The organism is Butyrivibrio sp. AE2015 (assembly GCF_000420825.1).
In the GTDB taxonomy this organism is placed as follows: domain Bacteria; phylum Bacillota; class Clostridia; order Lachnospirales; family Lachnospiraceae; genus Butyrivibrio.
The window spans coordinates 222,120-235,879 of record NZ_ATVR01000001.1; the positions used below are offsets into that span (position 1 = coordinate 222,120).

The 13,760-nt window shown below is 41.9% G+C and carries 12 protein-coding genes; all 12 read left to right on the forward strand.

Annotated features, from left to right (window positions below; all coding sequences use genetic code 11):
• The 12 genes from G585_RS0101005 (at position 1) to G585_RS0101060 (ending at position 13,757) form a co-directional block, all read left to right on the forward strand.
• Complete coding sequence (locus tag G585_RS0101005) at positions 1-1,452, forward strand: MFS transporter (protein ID WP_022772344.1); 1,452 nt, start codon at positions 1-3, stop codon at positions 1,450-1,452.
• Positions 1,449-2,780, forward strand: a complete 1,332-nt coding sequence (locus G585_RS16670) for a carboxylesterase family protein (protein ID WP_022772345.1) — start codon at positions 1,449-1,451, stop codon at positions 2,778-2,780. The genes G585_RS0101005 and G585_RS16670 overlap by 4 nt, the downstream gene beginning before the upstream one ends.
• A gap of 101 nt (positions 2,781-2,881) precedes the next feature.
• Complete coding sequence (locus G585_RS0101015) at positions 2,882-4,477, forward strand: xylulokinase (protein WP_022772346.1); 1,596 nt, start codon at positions 2,882-2,884, stop codon at positions 4,475-4,477.
• A gap of 84 nt (positions 4,478-4,561) precedes the next feature.
• Positions 4,562-5,257: an L-ribulose-5-phosphate 4-epimerase gene (locus G585_RS0101020; RefSeq protein WP_022772347.1), complete on the forward strand. Its 696-nt coding sequence runs from the start codon at positions 4,562-4,564 to the stop codon at positions 5,255-5,257.
• A 40-nt stretch (positions 5,258-5,297) separates the two neighbouring features.
• Positions 5,298-6,125 (forward strand): transketolase, encoded by an 828-nt coding sequence (locus G585_RS0101025; RefSeq protein WP_022772348.1) that lies wholly within the window; start codon positions 5,298-5,300, stop codon positions 6,123-6,125.
• Positions 6,122-7,063 (forward strand): transketolase family protein, encoded by a 942-nt coding sequence (locus G585_RS0101030; protein ID WP_022772350.1) that lies wholly within the window; start codon positions 6,122-6,124, stop codon positions 7,061-7,063. Before G585_RS0101025 ends, G585_RS0101030 begins: the two co-directional genes overlap by 4 nt.
• Positions 7,063-7,716: a ribulose-phosphate 3-epimerase gene (gene rpe, locus G585_RS0101035; protein WP_022772351.1), complete on the forward strand. Its 654-nt coding sequence runs from the start codon at positions 7,063-7,065 to the stop codon at positions 7,714-7,716. The genes G585_RS0101030 and rpe overlap by 1 nt, the downstream gene beginning before the upstream one ends.
• Positions 7,717-7,731: 15 nt before the next feature.
• The gene (locus G585_RS16675) at positions 7,732-9,261 is read left to right on the forward strand and encodes a bifunctional metallophosphatase/5'-nucleotidase (RefSeq protein ID WP_022772352.1); all 1,530 of its coding nucleotides are present in this window, start codon (positions 7,732-7,734) and stop codon (positions 9,259-9,261) included.
• Between the two features lie 50 nt (positions 9,262-9,311).
• On the forward strand, positions 9,312-10,187 hold the full coding sequence (locus G585_RS0101045) for a methionyl aminopeptidase (RefSeq protein ID WP_022772353.1): 876 nt from the start codon (positions 9,312-9,314) through the stop codon (positions 10,185-10,187).
• Between the two features lie 27 nt (positions 10,188-10,214).
• Positions 10,215-12,251 (forward strand): methionine--tRNA ligase, encoded by a 2,037-nt coding sequence (gene metG, locus G585_RS0101050; RefSeq protein WP_022772355.1) that lies wholly within the window; start codon positions 10,215-10,217, stop codon positions 12,249-12,251.
• A gap of 77 nt (positions 12,252-12,328) precedes the next feature.
• On the forward strand, positions 12,329-13,282 hold the full coding sequence (locus G585_RS0101055) for an alpha/beta fold hydrolase (protein WP_022772356.1): 954 nt from the start codon (positions 12,329-12,331) through the stop codon (positions 13,280-13,282).
• A 52-nt stretch (positions 13,283-13,334) separates the two neighbouring features.
• The gene (locus tag G585_RS0101060; RefSeq protein WP_051142947.1) at positions 13,335-13,757 is read left to right on the forward strand and encodes a GNAT family N-acetyltransferase; all 423 of its coding nucleotides are present in this window, start codon (positions 13,335-13,337) and stop codon (positions 13,755-13,757) included.
• Positions 13,758-13,760: the final 3 nt, after the last annotated feature.

The window sequence follows — 13,760 nt, forward strand, 5'->3', positions numbered from 1 at the left end:
ATGGGGAAAAATGAAGAAAAAAGCGTGATACAAAGGGCCAGTGGCCTTAGGACCGCAGAGTATGTCTGCTATGCATTGGGGGATGCGGGTGGATGCCTGGTGTTTGGGCTGGTGACTTCAATCCTTCAGACCTACTATACGGATGTACTTATCTTAAGTCCGTTCTTTATCATGATCATGTTTGTACTGACAAGAGTCTGGGATGCTGTGAACGACCCAATAATGGGGCGTATCTGCGATACAGCGAAGGTCTCTAAACATGGCAGATATCGTGTGTGGTTTCTTCGCGTGGCAATACCGCTTGCTATAGCATCTATTCTGTTGTTTTGTAAATTCCCGGGTTTTGGTACACCGGGAGATAATCTTCCGGCCTATATTTATGCTACAGTGACCTATGTTGCATGGGGAATGATCTATACCATGCTGCAGATTCCTTACGGCTCCCTTGCAAGTGTTATCACTTTGGATGACAAAGAAAGGTCCAAACTGTCAGTATTTCGTGCTGTTGGTGCGGCTCTTGGTTCTATGCCTGTCATGGTGCTTTCAATGCTTTGCTTTAGCACTGATAAAACAACAGGTCAATCCATCGTAAAATATGATGTTCTTTTAACCGGCGTTATTGTCATGGCTCTTTTATCTATGATAGCGCTTCTATTTGCATTCCTTGGTACAAAAGAGAGAGTGAAGGCGGAGCCAAAGCACCATGAAAAGGGCGCTGCAGGCAAGGCTCTAAAGCTTATCTTTGGGAACAAGTCAATGCTTTCTATCTCTGTAGTAGCAATGCTTCTTTTGGCAGGGCAGATGTTTACTCAAAGCTACTATGTATATCTTATCCGCTACTATTTTGGAAAGGGCGGAATTTTTGTATCACTTCCGACTATCCTTACCTATATTCCAATGGCAATACTGATGGCATTTACTCCAAAGCTTGCCAGAAAGTATGGCAAAAAAGAGATTACTTCCGTAGGTATGATCGTTGCATCAGCAGCGAACTTTTTGATGTTTTTCCTAAAATTTATGAATCCATCAGCAGCACTGATGCCTTTTATGCTTCTTTGCTTTTTCTCAGGATTTGGCTTGAACCTTTTTGTTTTGCAGCTGTGGGCTATGGCAGGTGATGCTATTGATGAGATTGAGGTTACAACCGGCAGCAAGGATAATGGAACCGCTTATGCATTTCTTAATTTCTTCCGCAAATTGGGGCAGGTAATCTCAGCCATTGCGGTAAATGCAGCTCTTTTGGCAATGGGATATTACGACACAGCAAGTACACTGGAATTCAAGTTTACCGGGGCGCAGCTGTCTTTAATGTACGTACTGGCAACCCTGATCCCTGCGGTAATGTTTGCTCTCATGGCTCTTTTCCTTATCATCTGGTATCCGCTTTCAAAGGAGAAAGTAACAGAACTTCAGGCAAAAAAAGAAGCATACTTTGGAGTTGATAATCTATGAGTGATAATAAATTTATAGAAAAAGAAACTGATTTAGGCAGAATCCGTGGTTTGGAGAGAGAAGGAGATGTAGCTTTCCTTGGAATCCGCTATGCGAGGGCAGAGAGGTTCTCCTACGCGACTTCTGTAGAAAAGTGGGATGGCACCTATGATGCCACGCACTTCGGCGATGCCTGTACTCAGTACCGTACCTACTTTCCCCATCTTGATGTGCCGGAGCGACTTTTTTATCATCGGGAATTCAGAGAGGGGCTGAACTTCACTTATAGCGAAGATTGTCTGAATCTGAATATCTATGCCCCAAAAGATGCTGAGAATGCCCCTGTTCTGGTATTTATCCATGGCGGCGGGTTTAACTCTATGGCTAACTCTGAAGGATATTTGGACGGAGCAGGGTACACAAAGCGCGGAATCATCCTTGTGTGCATCAACTATCGTGTAGGTGCTTTTGGATACATGACGCATGAGGAAATACAGGAAAAGAATGGCCGCGATGGTAACTTTGGCCTGGATGATATTTTAGTTGCCATTAAATGGGTAAAAAGACATATCGCTTCCTTCGGCGGCGATGCTGAAAATATCACGGTTATGGGACAAAGCGCTGGAGCGATTTCTCTGCAATACCTCTGTCTTTCTCAAAAAGCAGAAGGTCTCTTTAAGCGTGCTATCATGCTCTCTGGTGGAGGTCTTTTTCCTAAGAAAGCTAGGCCAAAGCTTTCTTCTGAAACCAGAGAATACTGGAAAGAAGTAATGAAAATAGCCAGAGTAAAGACTTTAGAAGAATTCCGTCACTTAGATGAAAAAGATGTGATGGCCGCTGTTGAAGTTATCAAAACTAAGCGGAATGACAATCTGGTCAACACACAGCCGGTTGTGGATGGCTATCTGTTGGAAGAAGATACGGCGCAGCTTGTGAAACATCCTCTGCGCATTGACTATATGGCGGGAACTACATCCAACGATATGTTCAATGTGGTCCTTTACCACATGGCTTGGAAATTTATAAAAAACAACAGGGGATATCGCTATTTCTTTGATATTGATGCGCCGGGAGATGATAACGGTGCCTTTCATTCTTCGGATCTGAGGTATTTCTTTGGAACTCTTGATAAGAGCTTCCGACCTTATGGCGAGAAGGATAAGGCTGCGTCAGAACTGATTATAGATTACGTGGCAGCATTTGTAAGAACCGGTAATCCCAACGGAGAGGGGAGACCGATTTGGAAAAAAGGCGGAAAGCCCCTATATATCTCCAGTGGTGGCTTTAGAATGAAGCGGGCGAATCCTGTTTTGCTGATTCGAAATACCTTTAGGGGAGATCCAAAATAAGTGTACACAAAAGAGCGAATCTGTATATAATTATCTTGTGTTTACCAAAAACTAAAATATTAGTTATATAAGTAAAAGAATGGGGTAAAAGGAGAAAAGGTATGGGTGAAGTAAAAAAGCTTATTGAAGAGGGGAAGACTTTTCTTGGAATCGAGTTCGGCTCTACAAGAATCAAAGCTGTTTTAACAGATGAAAATTATAATCCAATAGCATCCGGCTCACATGGCTGGGAGAACAGGCTGGACAACGGAATCTGGACATATACACTTGATGATATCTGGGGCGGCCTTCAGGATTGCTATAAGGGTCTTAAAGATGATGTTGAAAAGAAATATGGCATTAAGCTTACAAGCGTGGGGGCTATGGGCTTTTCTGCCATGATGCATGGTTATATGGCATTTGATAGAGAGGGAAACCTTCTTGTGCCATTCAGAACATGGAGAAATACAATAACAGAGGAAGCTTCTGACAAACTTACAGAGGTTTTCGGATATCATATTCCACAGAGATGGAGCATTGCCCACCTCTATCAGGCTATTCTTAATAAGGAAGAGCACGTTTCAAAAGTTAATTTCTTTACAACTCTTGCCGGATATATTCATTGGCAGCTCACAGGAGAAAAAGTTCTTGGAGTTGGCGATGCTTCCGGAATGTTCCCTATTGATTCAAAAACATGCGATTACAACAAAAAGATGGTTGAGCAGTTTGATGAACTGGTAGCACCATACTCTTTTGACTGGAAACTTTCTGACATCCTTCCAAAGTCACTTCCTGCAGGTGAAAGAGCTGGTGTTCTTTCAGAAGAAGGTGCCAAAAAGCTGGATCCATCAGGAGATTTGAAGGCTGGTATCCCGGTTTGTCCTCCTGAAGGAGATGCCGGAACAGGAATGGTAGCAACCAACTCAGTTGGAGTTAGAACAGGTAATATTTCTGCTGGAACTTCAGTATTTTCAATGGTTGTTTTGGAGCATGACCTTTCAAAGGCATATCCTGAGCTTGACCTTGTTACAACACCATCAGGAGAGCAGGTTGCAATGGTTCACTGCAACAACTGCACATCTGATCTCAACGCATGGGTATCTCTGTTTAGAGAGTTTGCAGGAGCAATCGGAAAAGACATCGATGATGATACTTTATATGGAACACTTTACCGCAAGGCTATGGAAGGCGACGCTGACTGCGGCGGACTTCTTGCTTACAACTACTTCTCAGGTGAGAGTATTACAGGCTTTAATGAGGGAAGACCTCTGTTTGTAAGAAGACCTGATGATAAGTTCAACCTTTCTAACTTTATGAGAACACATCTTTATACTGCACTTGGTGCTCTAAAGTCAGGAAATGACATCCTTATGAAGGAAGAAAATGTTAAGGCAGACTTCTTCTTTGGACAGGGCGGATTCTTCAAGGTTAGAGGCGTTGGCGACAGAGTAATGGCAGCAGCGCTCAATACTCCTATCAAGCTTATGGAGACAGCAGGAGAGGGTGGTCCTTGGGGACAGGCAATCCTTGCAGGCTTCATGATGCAGAAAAAGGATGGTGAGACTCTTGAGAAATATCTTTCTGATAAGGTATTTGCAAGTGGAAAAGTTGAGACCTGCGAACCAAATAAAGGAGATGTAGCAGGCTTTGATGATTTTATGAAGGACTACAGCGCAGGTCTGGCTATAGAGAGAGCAGCAGTTGATTCATTAAAGTAATGTTATAAATTGATAAGCCTATCGCAATAATTACGAAGATTAATTAGCGGTCTGATAATAGAATAAACATTGGAGCGTAGAAAAATGTTAGAAGAATTAAAGAAAAAAGTTTATGAAGCAAATATTTTGTTACCTAAATATGGACTTGTGACTTTTACCTGGGGAAATGTAAGTGCGATTGACAGAGAGAGCGGTCTCTTTGTTATCAAGCCAAGCGGCGTTGACTATGACACCATGACTCCTGACGACATGGTTGTTATGGATCTTAATGGTAATAAGGTTGAGGGAAAATTAAACCCATCATCCGATACACCTACACATGTTGAGATCTACAAAGCATTTAAGGAAGTAGGCGGTGTTGTTCACACGCATTCATCCTATGCTACAAGCTGGGCTCAGGCAGGAAGAAGCATTCCCTGCTACGGAACAACTCATGCGGATTATTTCTATGGTGAGATACCATGTGTAAGATGCCTTACTAAGGAAGAAATCGAATCTGCTTACGAAGAGAACACAGGACATCTTATTGTGAATGAGTTTGAGCGCATGGGAAAAGACCCTGTGGCTGTACCTGCAGTTCTTTGCAAAAACCACGGTGTATTTACCTGGGGCAAGGATGCGCATGAAGCAGTTCATAACGCAGTAGTTACAGAAGAGGTTGCAAAAATGGCCTATAGGTGCGAAACTATTAATCCGGAAGTGAAGCCAGCTCCGCAAGAACTTCAGGATAAGCATTATTACCGTAAACACGGCGCCAATGCTTATTATGGGCAAAAGTAATCACTTAGCGAGGGCAGAAAAATAGAAAGGAAAAATAATTATGACCAATCAGGAACTTCAAAAAACAGCTAATGAAGTCAGAAAAAGTGTTATCACAGCACTTCATGCAGCTGGGGCAGGACATCCGGGCGGATCTCTGTCATCAACAGATATTTTTACTTATCTTTACTTCGAAGAAATGAATATCGATCCTAAGGACACAAAGAATGCTGACCGCGATCGTTTCGTTCTCTCAAAGGGACATTGTGCTCCTGGCCTTTACTCAGTAATGGCAGAGAGAGGATATTTCCCTAAGGAGGAGCTTACAACTCTTCGTAAGCTTGGTTCAAGACTTCAGGGACATCCAAGTATGCAGTATCTTCCAGGTCTTGACATGAGCAGCGGATCTCTTGGACAGGGAATCTCAGCAGCTTGTGGTATGGCTCTTTCAGCTAAGCTTGATAACAAGTCATTCCGTGTATACACACTCCTTGGTGATGGAGAGCTTGAAGAGGGACAGGTTTGGGAAGCAGCTATGTTTGCCGGATTCAGAAAGCTTGATAACCTCTGCGTAATCGTAGATAACAACGGATTACAGATTGATGGACCTATTGATAAGGTATGTTCTCCTTATCCTATCGATGAGAAGTTTAAAGCATTTAACTTCCATGTAATCAACATTGATGGTCATAATTTTGATGAAATAAGAAAAGCTTTTGAAGAAGCTAAGAATACAAAGGGACAGCCTACAGCTATCATTGCTCACACAGTTAAGGGCAAGGGCGTTTCATTTATGGAGAATCAGGTAGGCTGGCATGGCAAAGCTCCTAACGATGAAGAGTTTAAGCTTGCTATGGAAGAATTAGAAAGGACAGGTGCAGCACTATGAGCGATGTAAAGAAAATAGCAACAAGAGAGAGTTATGGTAATGCTCTTGCAGAACTCGGTGATGAGTATCCTAACCTTGTAGTTTTAGATGCTGACCTTGCAGCTTCTACAAAGACAGCAGTTTTCCAGAAGAAATTCCCTGAAAGACACATTGATTGTGGTATTGCAGAGTGCAACATGATGGGTATCGCAGCAGGACTTGCAACAACAGGAAAGATTCCTTTCGTTAGTTCTTTTGCAATGTTCGCAGCAGGACGTGCATTTGAGCAGGTTCGTAACTCAGTAGGATATCCTCATCTTAACGTAAAGATTGGTGGAACACATGCCGGAATCACAGTTGGTGAGGACGGAGCCAGCCATCAGTGTAACGAAGATTTCGCTCTTATGAGCGTTATTCCTGGAATGGTTGTTATGTGCCCTGCTGATGACATTGAAGCAAAGGCTTGCGTACGTGCAGCAGTTGAGCATGAAGGCCCTGTTTATATCAGATTTGGCCGTGCTGCATGCAGCATCATTAATGACAGACCTGATTACAAATTTGAAATTGGAAAAGGAAATGTTGTCAGAGAAGGAAAAGATGTTACAATAGTAGCTACAGGAATTTGCGTAGATTCAGCTTTAAGTGCAGCAGAAATGCTTGCTAAAGACGGTATTTCAGCAGAAGTAATCAATATCTGCACAATCAAGCCTCTTGATAAAGAGCTTGTAGCAGCATCTGCCAAGAAGACAGGCAAAGTTGTAACAGTTGAGGAACACTCCGTTATAGGCGGACTTGGAAGCGCTGTATGCGATGCACTTTCTGAACTTGCACCTACTCCTGTAAAGAAACTCGGAATGCAGGATACATTCGGCGAGTCAGGAACAGCTTCAGAACTTGTTCATAAGTATGGACTTGACGGCGAGGGTGTATACGCATCAGTAAAGGAATTCCTTAAGTAATGATAATTTTAAGCCCTTCAATTTTATCTGCAGATTTTACCGTGCTTGGACAGCAGATCACAGAAGCTGACAAGGCCGGAGCAGAGTATATTCATATTGATGTTATGGATGGCACATTTGTGCCATCCATTTCCTATGGTATGCCGGTTATCAAAAGTATAAGAAAGGTAACTGACAAAGTCTTTGATGTGCATCTTATGATCACAGATCCTATCAGGTATATAAAGGATTTTGTAGATTCCGGAGCAGACCTTATAACTTTCCATCTTGAGGCCACCTCAAATCCACAGGCAGTAATTGATGAAATCCATAAATATGGTAAAAAAGCCGGATTATCCATAAAACCAGGCACTTCAGCCCATGAACTCATTCCATATCTTGACAAGGTTGAAATGATTCTTATAATGACTGTTGAACCAGGTTTTGGTGGACAGAAATTTATTGCTGAAACAATGGATAAGATCCGCGCAACCAGACAGATGTTAGATGAAAAAGGTCTTTCAACTGATCTGGAAGTTGATGGCGGGATCAATTGTGACAATTTAAAGGAAGTTATAGACGCTGGAGCGAATGTTATTGTAGCTGGATCAAGTATATTCAAAGGAAACATAACAGAGAATATAAGTAACTTCAAAGCTATAATAGGCAGATGAAAGGATTTTTAATTAATGCACATCATTTTTACATCTGATACACATGGACATGTGTATCCAATTAACTACGCTACCAATTGCCCCGAGAATGCGGGGCTTTTTTGCATAGCTGCACAAATTTCCAAAGACGGAAATACACTTGTTTTGGATGGCGGAGATTCTCTTCAGGGAACACCTCTTCTTTCCTATTATTTGGAGCATAAGGACGAATACGATTTCAACCCTGCAGCAGAAGGCTTTAACGCTATGGGGCTTGATTACTATACACTTGGCAATCATGACTTTAATTTTGGTTATGATGCTATCCTCGATTTTGTTACTGCTATGAATGCAACACTTATTTCTGCAAATGTAGAGGATAAGAGAGATGCCCTTGGAATAAAGAAACATGTGATTCATACACTTGAGGATGGCACCAAAGTCGGAATCACAGGAGCTGTTACAGGATACGTTAATGTCTGGGAGCAGAAGGACCACCTTACAGAGCTTGTAGTTTCTGATCCTGTTGAGGCAGTAAAAAATGAACTTGAAATAATGAAGGATAAATGCGACATAACAGTTTGCATTTACCACGGAGGCTTCGAGGAAGATCTTTCATCCGGAGAGCTTTTATCTGATACAACAGAGAATCAGGCATGCAAGATCATGAGAGAGCTTGGCTTTGACATTGTTCTTACAGGCCATCAGCATATGGCTGTCGAGGGTATTAGCATAGATGGAAGTTACGGCGTTCAGCCACCAGCAAAGGCTATGAAGTACTGCGAGGTTTTTGCTGACAGGAAGGATGGAGCCTGGGATATCACATCAAGGCTTGTTCCGGTAAAAGAACCTGATGCAAAATATGCTGAGATCGCTAAAGCCCATGATTTCATGGATGATATTAACTCAAAGATCCAGAAGTGGCTCGATGAGCCGATCGGATGCCTTGAAAAGGCTATCGATCCTGAGCCAAAGCTTGAAGTTGCCATTAAGGGAAGTAAGGTTGCTGCAATATTTAATCAGGTGCAGCTTGAATATACAGGTGCTGACTTCTCATGCACCAGCCTGTCCAATGATCCTCTTGGACTTAAGAAGGATATAACAGTAAGGGACGTTCTTGGAATTTACCAGTTCTCCAATACTGTTGAGGTAAAAGAAGTTACAAAGGCCGTTATTAAACAGGCCCTTGAGAGATGTGCTGAATATTTTGAGATCGATGAAGGTGGAAAGCTTAAGATTTCAAATATCTTTTTACAGCCTAAGATCGAGCATTACAACTACGACTTTTATGCAGGACTTGAGTATGTTCTGGATATTACAAAGCCTCTCGGCGAGAGAGTTACTCTTTTAAGGAAGATTGATGGAACTGAGCTTGAGGACGATAAGACATACACACTTGTTACCAGCAATTACAGAGCTACAGGTACCGGCGGATATGCGTGCATAGGAAACAGCAAAACAGTAAAGAGCTTTCCTGACGAGATGCCGGATCTTTTGATCGACTACCTTAGAAGGAACAGTCCTGTTAAGGAGATAGTTAACAGCAAGTTGACAGTTAAAGCCTGAAAAGGCATACTATACTTGTGAAATTATCGTTTTTATGAAGAAGGAATGATATGTATAAAAGATTAGAAAGAAACGATGCTTGTTGGTGCGGCAGTGGCAAAAAATATAAGAGTTGCCATGCTGCTTTTGACGATAAACTGATACAGTTCGAGCATCAGGGAATGATAATCCCTGACAGGAGCCTTTTCAAAACTGAAAAGGATATTGAAGGTATCAAAAAGAGTGCAGTCATCAATATGGCTGTTCTGGATGAGATCAGTGAAAAGATTCATGCCGGAATGAGTACTCAGGAAATTGATGACATTGTTTATAACACAACTACCAAGATGGGCGGAATCCCCGCAGATCTTAACTACGAGGGATTTCCTAAGAGTGTATGCACATCTATTAATGAAGAAGTGTGCCACGGAATTCCATCTAAAGATATTATCCTTAAGGATGGCGACATAATAAATGTTGACTGTTCTACTATACTTGATGGCTATTTCTCTGATTCATCACGAATGTTTTGCATAGGTGATGTTTCTCCTGAGAAAAAGAGACTTGTAGATGTTACCAAAGAGTGCCTTGAAGAGGGACTTAAGGCAGTTAAGCCATGGACACCTATCGGAGATATGGGCAATGCGGTTCATCAGCATGCCTTAAAGAATGGATATACTGTAGTTAGAGAGATTGGCGGACATGGATGTGGAAATGCTTTCCATGAAGAGCCTTTTGTAAGCTTTGTAAGTAAACCGGGAACAGGAATGCTCATGGTTCCGGGTATGGTATTTACAATTGAACCTATGGTAAACATGGGAACTAACGAGATATTCATCGATGAGGACAACGACTGGACTGTTTATACAGCAGATCTTAAGCCATCAGCACAGTGGGAAGTAGAGCTTTTGGTAACTGAGACAGGCTATGAGCTTTTGTGCTGGTAATTGATATAGAAAGACGAGGTTTATTTAATGCAGAACAAGGGTAAATACTATATTACAACTGCGATAGCTTATACATCAGGTAAGCCACACATCGGAAACAGCTATGAGATAGTGCTTGCTGATGCTATTGCAAGATATAAGAGAAGAGATGGATTTGATGTTCATTTCCAGACAGGATCAGATGAGCACGGCCAGAAGATCGAGACAAGAGCAATCGAGGCAGGATGTAGCTCACCTAAGGAATTCGTAGATCAGGTTTCAGATACAATAAAGGGCCTTTGGAACCTTATGGATACATCATATGACAGATTCATCAGAACAACAGATGATGATCATGTTAAACAGGTTCAGAAGATATTCAAAAAGTTCTATGACCAGGGCGACATTTATAAGGGATCATACAAGGGAATGTACTGTACTGAGTGTGAGGCTTTCTACACAGAGTCTCAGCTTAAGGACGGAAAGTGCCCAGAGTGCGGCGGCCCGGTTCACCCTGCAGAGGAAGAAGCGTATTTCTTTAAAATGAGCAAATATGCTGACAGACTTATTGAGCATATCAACACACATCCTGAATTTATTCAGCCTGCATCAAGAAAGAATGAGATGATGAACAACTTCCTTCTTCCAGGATTACAGGATCTGTGTGTTTCAAGAACATCTTTCAAGTGGGGAATCCCGGTTGATTTCGATGAAAAGCACGTAGTATATGTTTGGCTTGATGCCCTTACAAACTATATCACAGGAATTGGTTATGATGCTGACGGCAACAGCTCAGAAGAGTACAAAAAGTGGTGGCCTGCAGACCTTCACCTTATCGGAAAAGATATCATAAGATTCCATACAATTTACTGGCCTATTTTCCTTATGGCACTTGGTGAGCCACTTCCTAAGCAGGTATTTGGTCATCCATGGCTTCTTCAGGGCGGTGAAAAGATGAGTAAGTCAAAGGGCAACGTTATCTATGCAGATGACCTTGTTAGTCTCTTTGGCGTAGACCCTGTAAGATACTTTGTTCTTCATGAGATGCCATTTGATAATGATGGTGTTATCACATGGGAGCTTTTAGTAGAAAGATTCAACTCAGACCTTGCAAATACACTTGGAAACCTTGTAAACCGTACTATTGCTATGAGCAATAAGTATCTTGGCGGCGTTGTGGCTGACAAGAACGTTACAGAGGCAGTAGACGATGATCTTAAGGCCGTTGTAACAGGATGCTATGCAAAAGTAGAAGCAAAGATGGATGAGCTTCGAGTTGCAGATGCACTTACAGATATATTTTCACTGTTCAAGAGATGCAATAAATACATTGATGAGACAGAGCCTTGGGTACTTGGAAAAGACGAGAGCAAAAAGGACAGATTATCAACAGTTCTTTATAACCTTGTAGAAGCTATTTCTATTGGAGCAGCTCTCCTTGATCCATTTATGCCTGAGACAGCACAGAAGATAAAAGAGCAGCTGAATACTCCTGACAGAGATTTTGATACTCTTGGTACATTTGGTGTTTGTAAGAACGGAACAAAAGTTACTGAGAATCCAGAGATGCTTTTTGCTCGTAAGGATTTAAAGGATGTTCTTGAGAAGGCTGCAGAGATAACCAAAAAGCAGAAGGAAGAGTTCGAGAGAACACAGGCTGAAGCCGCAAAGAATCTGGCTAAGGCAGGACTTGCTCCAGCAACTCCTGTAAAGGCACAGGAGAGCGAGAAGGCAGAGGCTATTGATATCCCTGCAAAAGAAGAGATTACTTTTGAACAGTTTGGAGCAATGCAGTTCCAGGTTGGTGAGATCATCAAGTGTGAGGCAGTTGAGAAGTCCAAGAAGCTTCTTTGTTCACAGGTTAAGATCGGAAGCCAGGTTAAACAGATCGTATCAGGAATCAGAAAGTACTATTCTCCTGAAGAGATGGTTGGCAAGAAGGTAATGGTTCTCGTAAACCTTAAGCCTGCTAAGCTTGCAGGTGTAATGTCAGAGGGAATGCTCCTTTGCGCAGAGGATGCAGAAGGAAATCTTGCCCTTATGACACCTGAAAAAGATATGCCATCAGGAGCAGAGATCTGCTGATAATATGATTTTAGAGCGAAGCTTTGGAATAAATGGTATCATATAAGTATACAAACAATTATGGGGAGGTTTTTCCAATGGTACGCAAAGAGGAATTGACTTACAAATCAAGAGACAGACAGACCATGCTCCATGCAGTCAGATGGATACCTGAAGATAAGCCGGTAGCTATCTTACAGATCATTCATGGAATGCAGGAATTCATTGATCGTTATGAAGAGTTTGCGAACTTTTTGGCAGAAAAAGGCATACTTGTAATGGGGAACGATCATTTAGGACACGGCGGTTCTGTTACAGCCGGAAAGGGTACCTATGGTTTCTTTTGCAAAGACGACCCTGCAACGGTGCTTGTACGTGACGCTCACAGATTAAAGAAGATGACTCAGGAAGAGTATCCGGGAGTTCCGGTATTTATCCTTGGTCACAGCTTTGGATCTTTTGTGGCAAGAGAGTACATCACACGCTATGGCACAGGTATAAATGGTGCGATAATTCAGGGAACTGCCGCTATGCCAAGCGGAACAGTCAAGTCTTTGAGCACTTTGGTAAGTATTTTACAGGTTATTTTTGGAACAAAGTATCGTTCTGAGATGATCAATAACATGGCGTTCAAGGGATACCTTAAAAAGATCCCTGATCATAAGACAAAGTTTGACTGGCTTTCACACAATGAAGAAAGCGTTAATAAATATGTTGCGGATCCGAGATGTAACTTCGTTTTCACTCTTAACGGATTTAAGACTATGGCTGAACTTTTGACACGAATTCAGGATGTTGACAGAATGGAAGATATCCCTAAGAACCTTCCTATTCTCATTACAGGTGGTGCTGAAGATCCTGTTGGAAGTTACGGAGAAGCATTTAGCAAACTTTACGATATTTACAAAAATAAACTTGAGATCAAAGATGTGGAGCTTAAGATTTATGACGGAATGCGTCATGAACTTCAGCAGGAGATTGGAAGAGAAAAAGTATACGAAGATCAGTATGCTTGGATTATGAGAGTGTTAAAGAGTGGCACTGCAAATTGACAGATCAAAAATAATGGTAAGGTGTGCTTACCATTCTGATTGGGATGGGGCGATGAAACTTGCATGGGATACTTTTGCAAAGTTTGACGCCCCTGATTATTCTGAAGAAGGAATAACCAATTTCAGAAATTTTGTAAATGACGATATGCTCAGAAAGATGTTTGTCGCCGGGCAATATCAACTTTTTGTTGCAGTTTATAACGATAAATATCTTGGAATGATTTCTCTTAGAGAACGGAAACACATATCACTTCTTTTTGTAGACGGGGATTACCATGATTATGGCATTGGGACTGCACTAGTCAGGTATGTGTCGAAGTATGCTCTTGAAGAAGAGGGGGTGGATGAACTGACAGTCAATGCTGCACCGATAGCTGTTGGTTTTTACCACAAAAGGGGATTTAAAGATGTCGCTGAAGAAATGACGGCCGACGGCATCAGATTCACACCAATGAAGCTTTGTTTGAGGAGTTAACTT

Bases quoted from the DNA above. Each gene is read 5' to 3' on its own strand.
- G585_RS0101020 (WP_022772347.1), top strand. From the start codon at position 4,562: ATGTTAGAAGAATTAAAGAAAAAAGTTTATGAAGCAAATATTTTGTTA.
- G585_RS0101045 (WP_022772353.1), top strand. From the start codon at position 9,312: ATGTATAAAAGATTAGAAAGAAACGATGCTTGTTGGTGCGGCAGTGGC.
- metG (WP_022772355.1), top strand. From the start codon at position 10,215: ATGCAGAACAAGGGTAAATACTATATTACAACTGCGATAGCTTATACA.
- rpe (WP_022772351.1), top strand. From the start codon at position 7,063: ATGATAATTTTAAGCCCTTCAATTTTATCTGCAGATTTTACCGTGCTT.
- G585_RS0101005 (WP_022772344.1), top strand. From the start codon at position 1: ATGGGGAAAAATGAAGAAAAAAGCGTGATACAAAGGGCCAGTGGCCTT.
- G585_RS0101015 (WP_022772346.1), top strand. From the start codon at position 2,882: ATGGGTGAAGTAAAAAAGCTTATTGAAGAGGGGAAGACTTTTCTTGGA.
- G585_RS0101055 (WP_022772356.1), top strand. From the start codon at position 12,329: ATGGTACGCAAAGAGGAATTGACTTACAAATCAAGAGACAGACAGACC.
- G585_RS16670 (WP_022772345.1), top strand. From the start codon at position 1,449: ATGAGTGATAATAAATTTATAGAAAAAGAAACTGATTTAGGCAGAATC.
- G585_RS0101030 (WP_022772350.1), top strand. From the start codon at position 6,122: ATGAGCGATGTAAAGAAAATAGCAACAAGAGAGAGTTATGGTAATGCT.
- G585_RS0101025 (WP_022772348.1), top strand. From the start codon at position 5,298: ATGACCAATCAGGAACTTCAAAAAACAGCTAATGAAGTCAGAAAAAGT.
- G585_RS0101060 (WP_051142947.1), top strand. From the start codon at position 13,335: ATGAAACTTGCATGGGATACTTTTGCAAAGTTTGACGCCCCTGATTAT.
- G585_RS16675 (WP_022772352.1), top strand. From the start codon at position 7,732: ATGCACATCATTTTTACATCTGATACACATGGACATGTGTATCCAATT.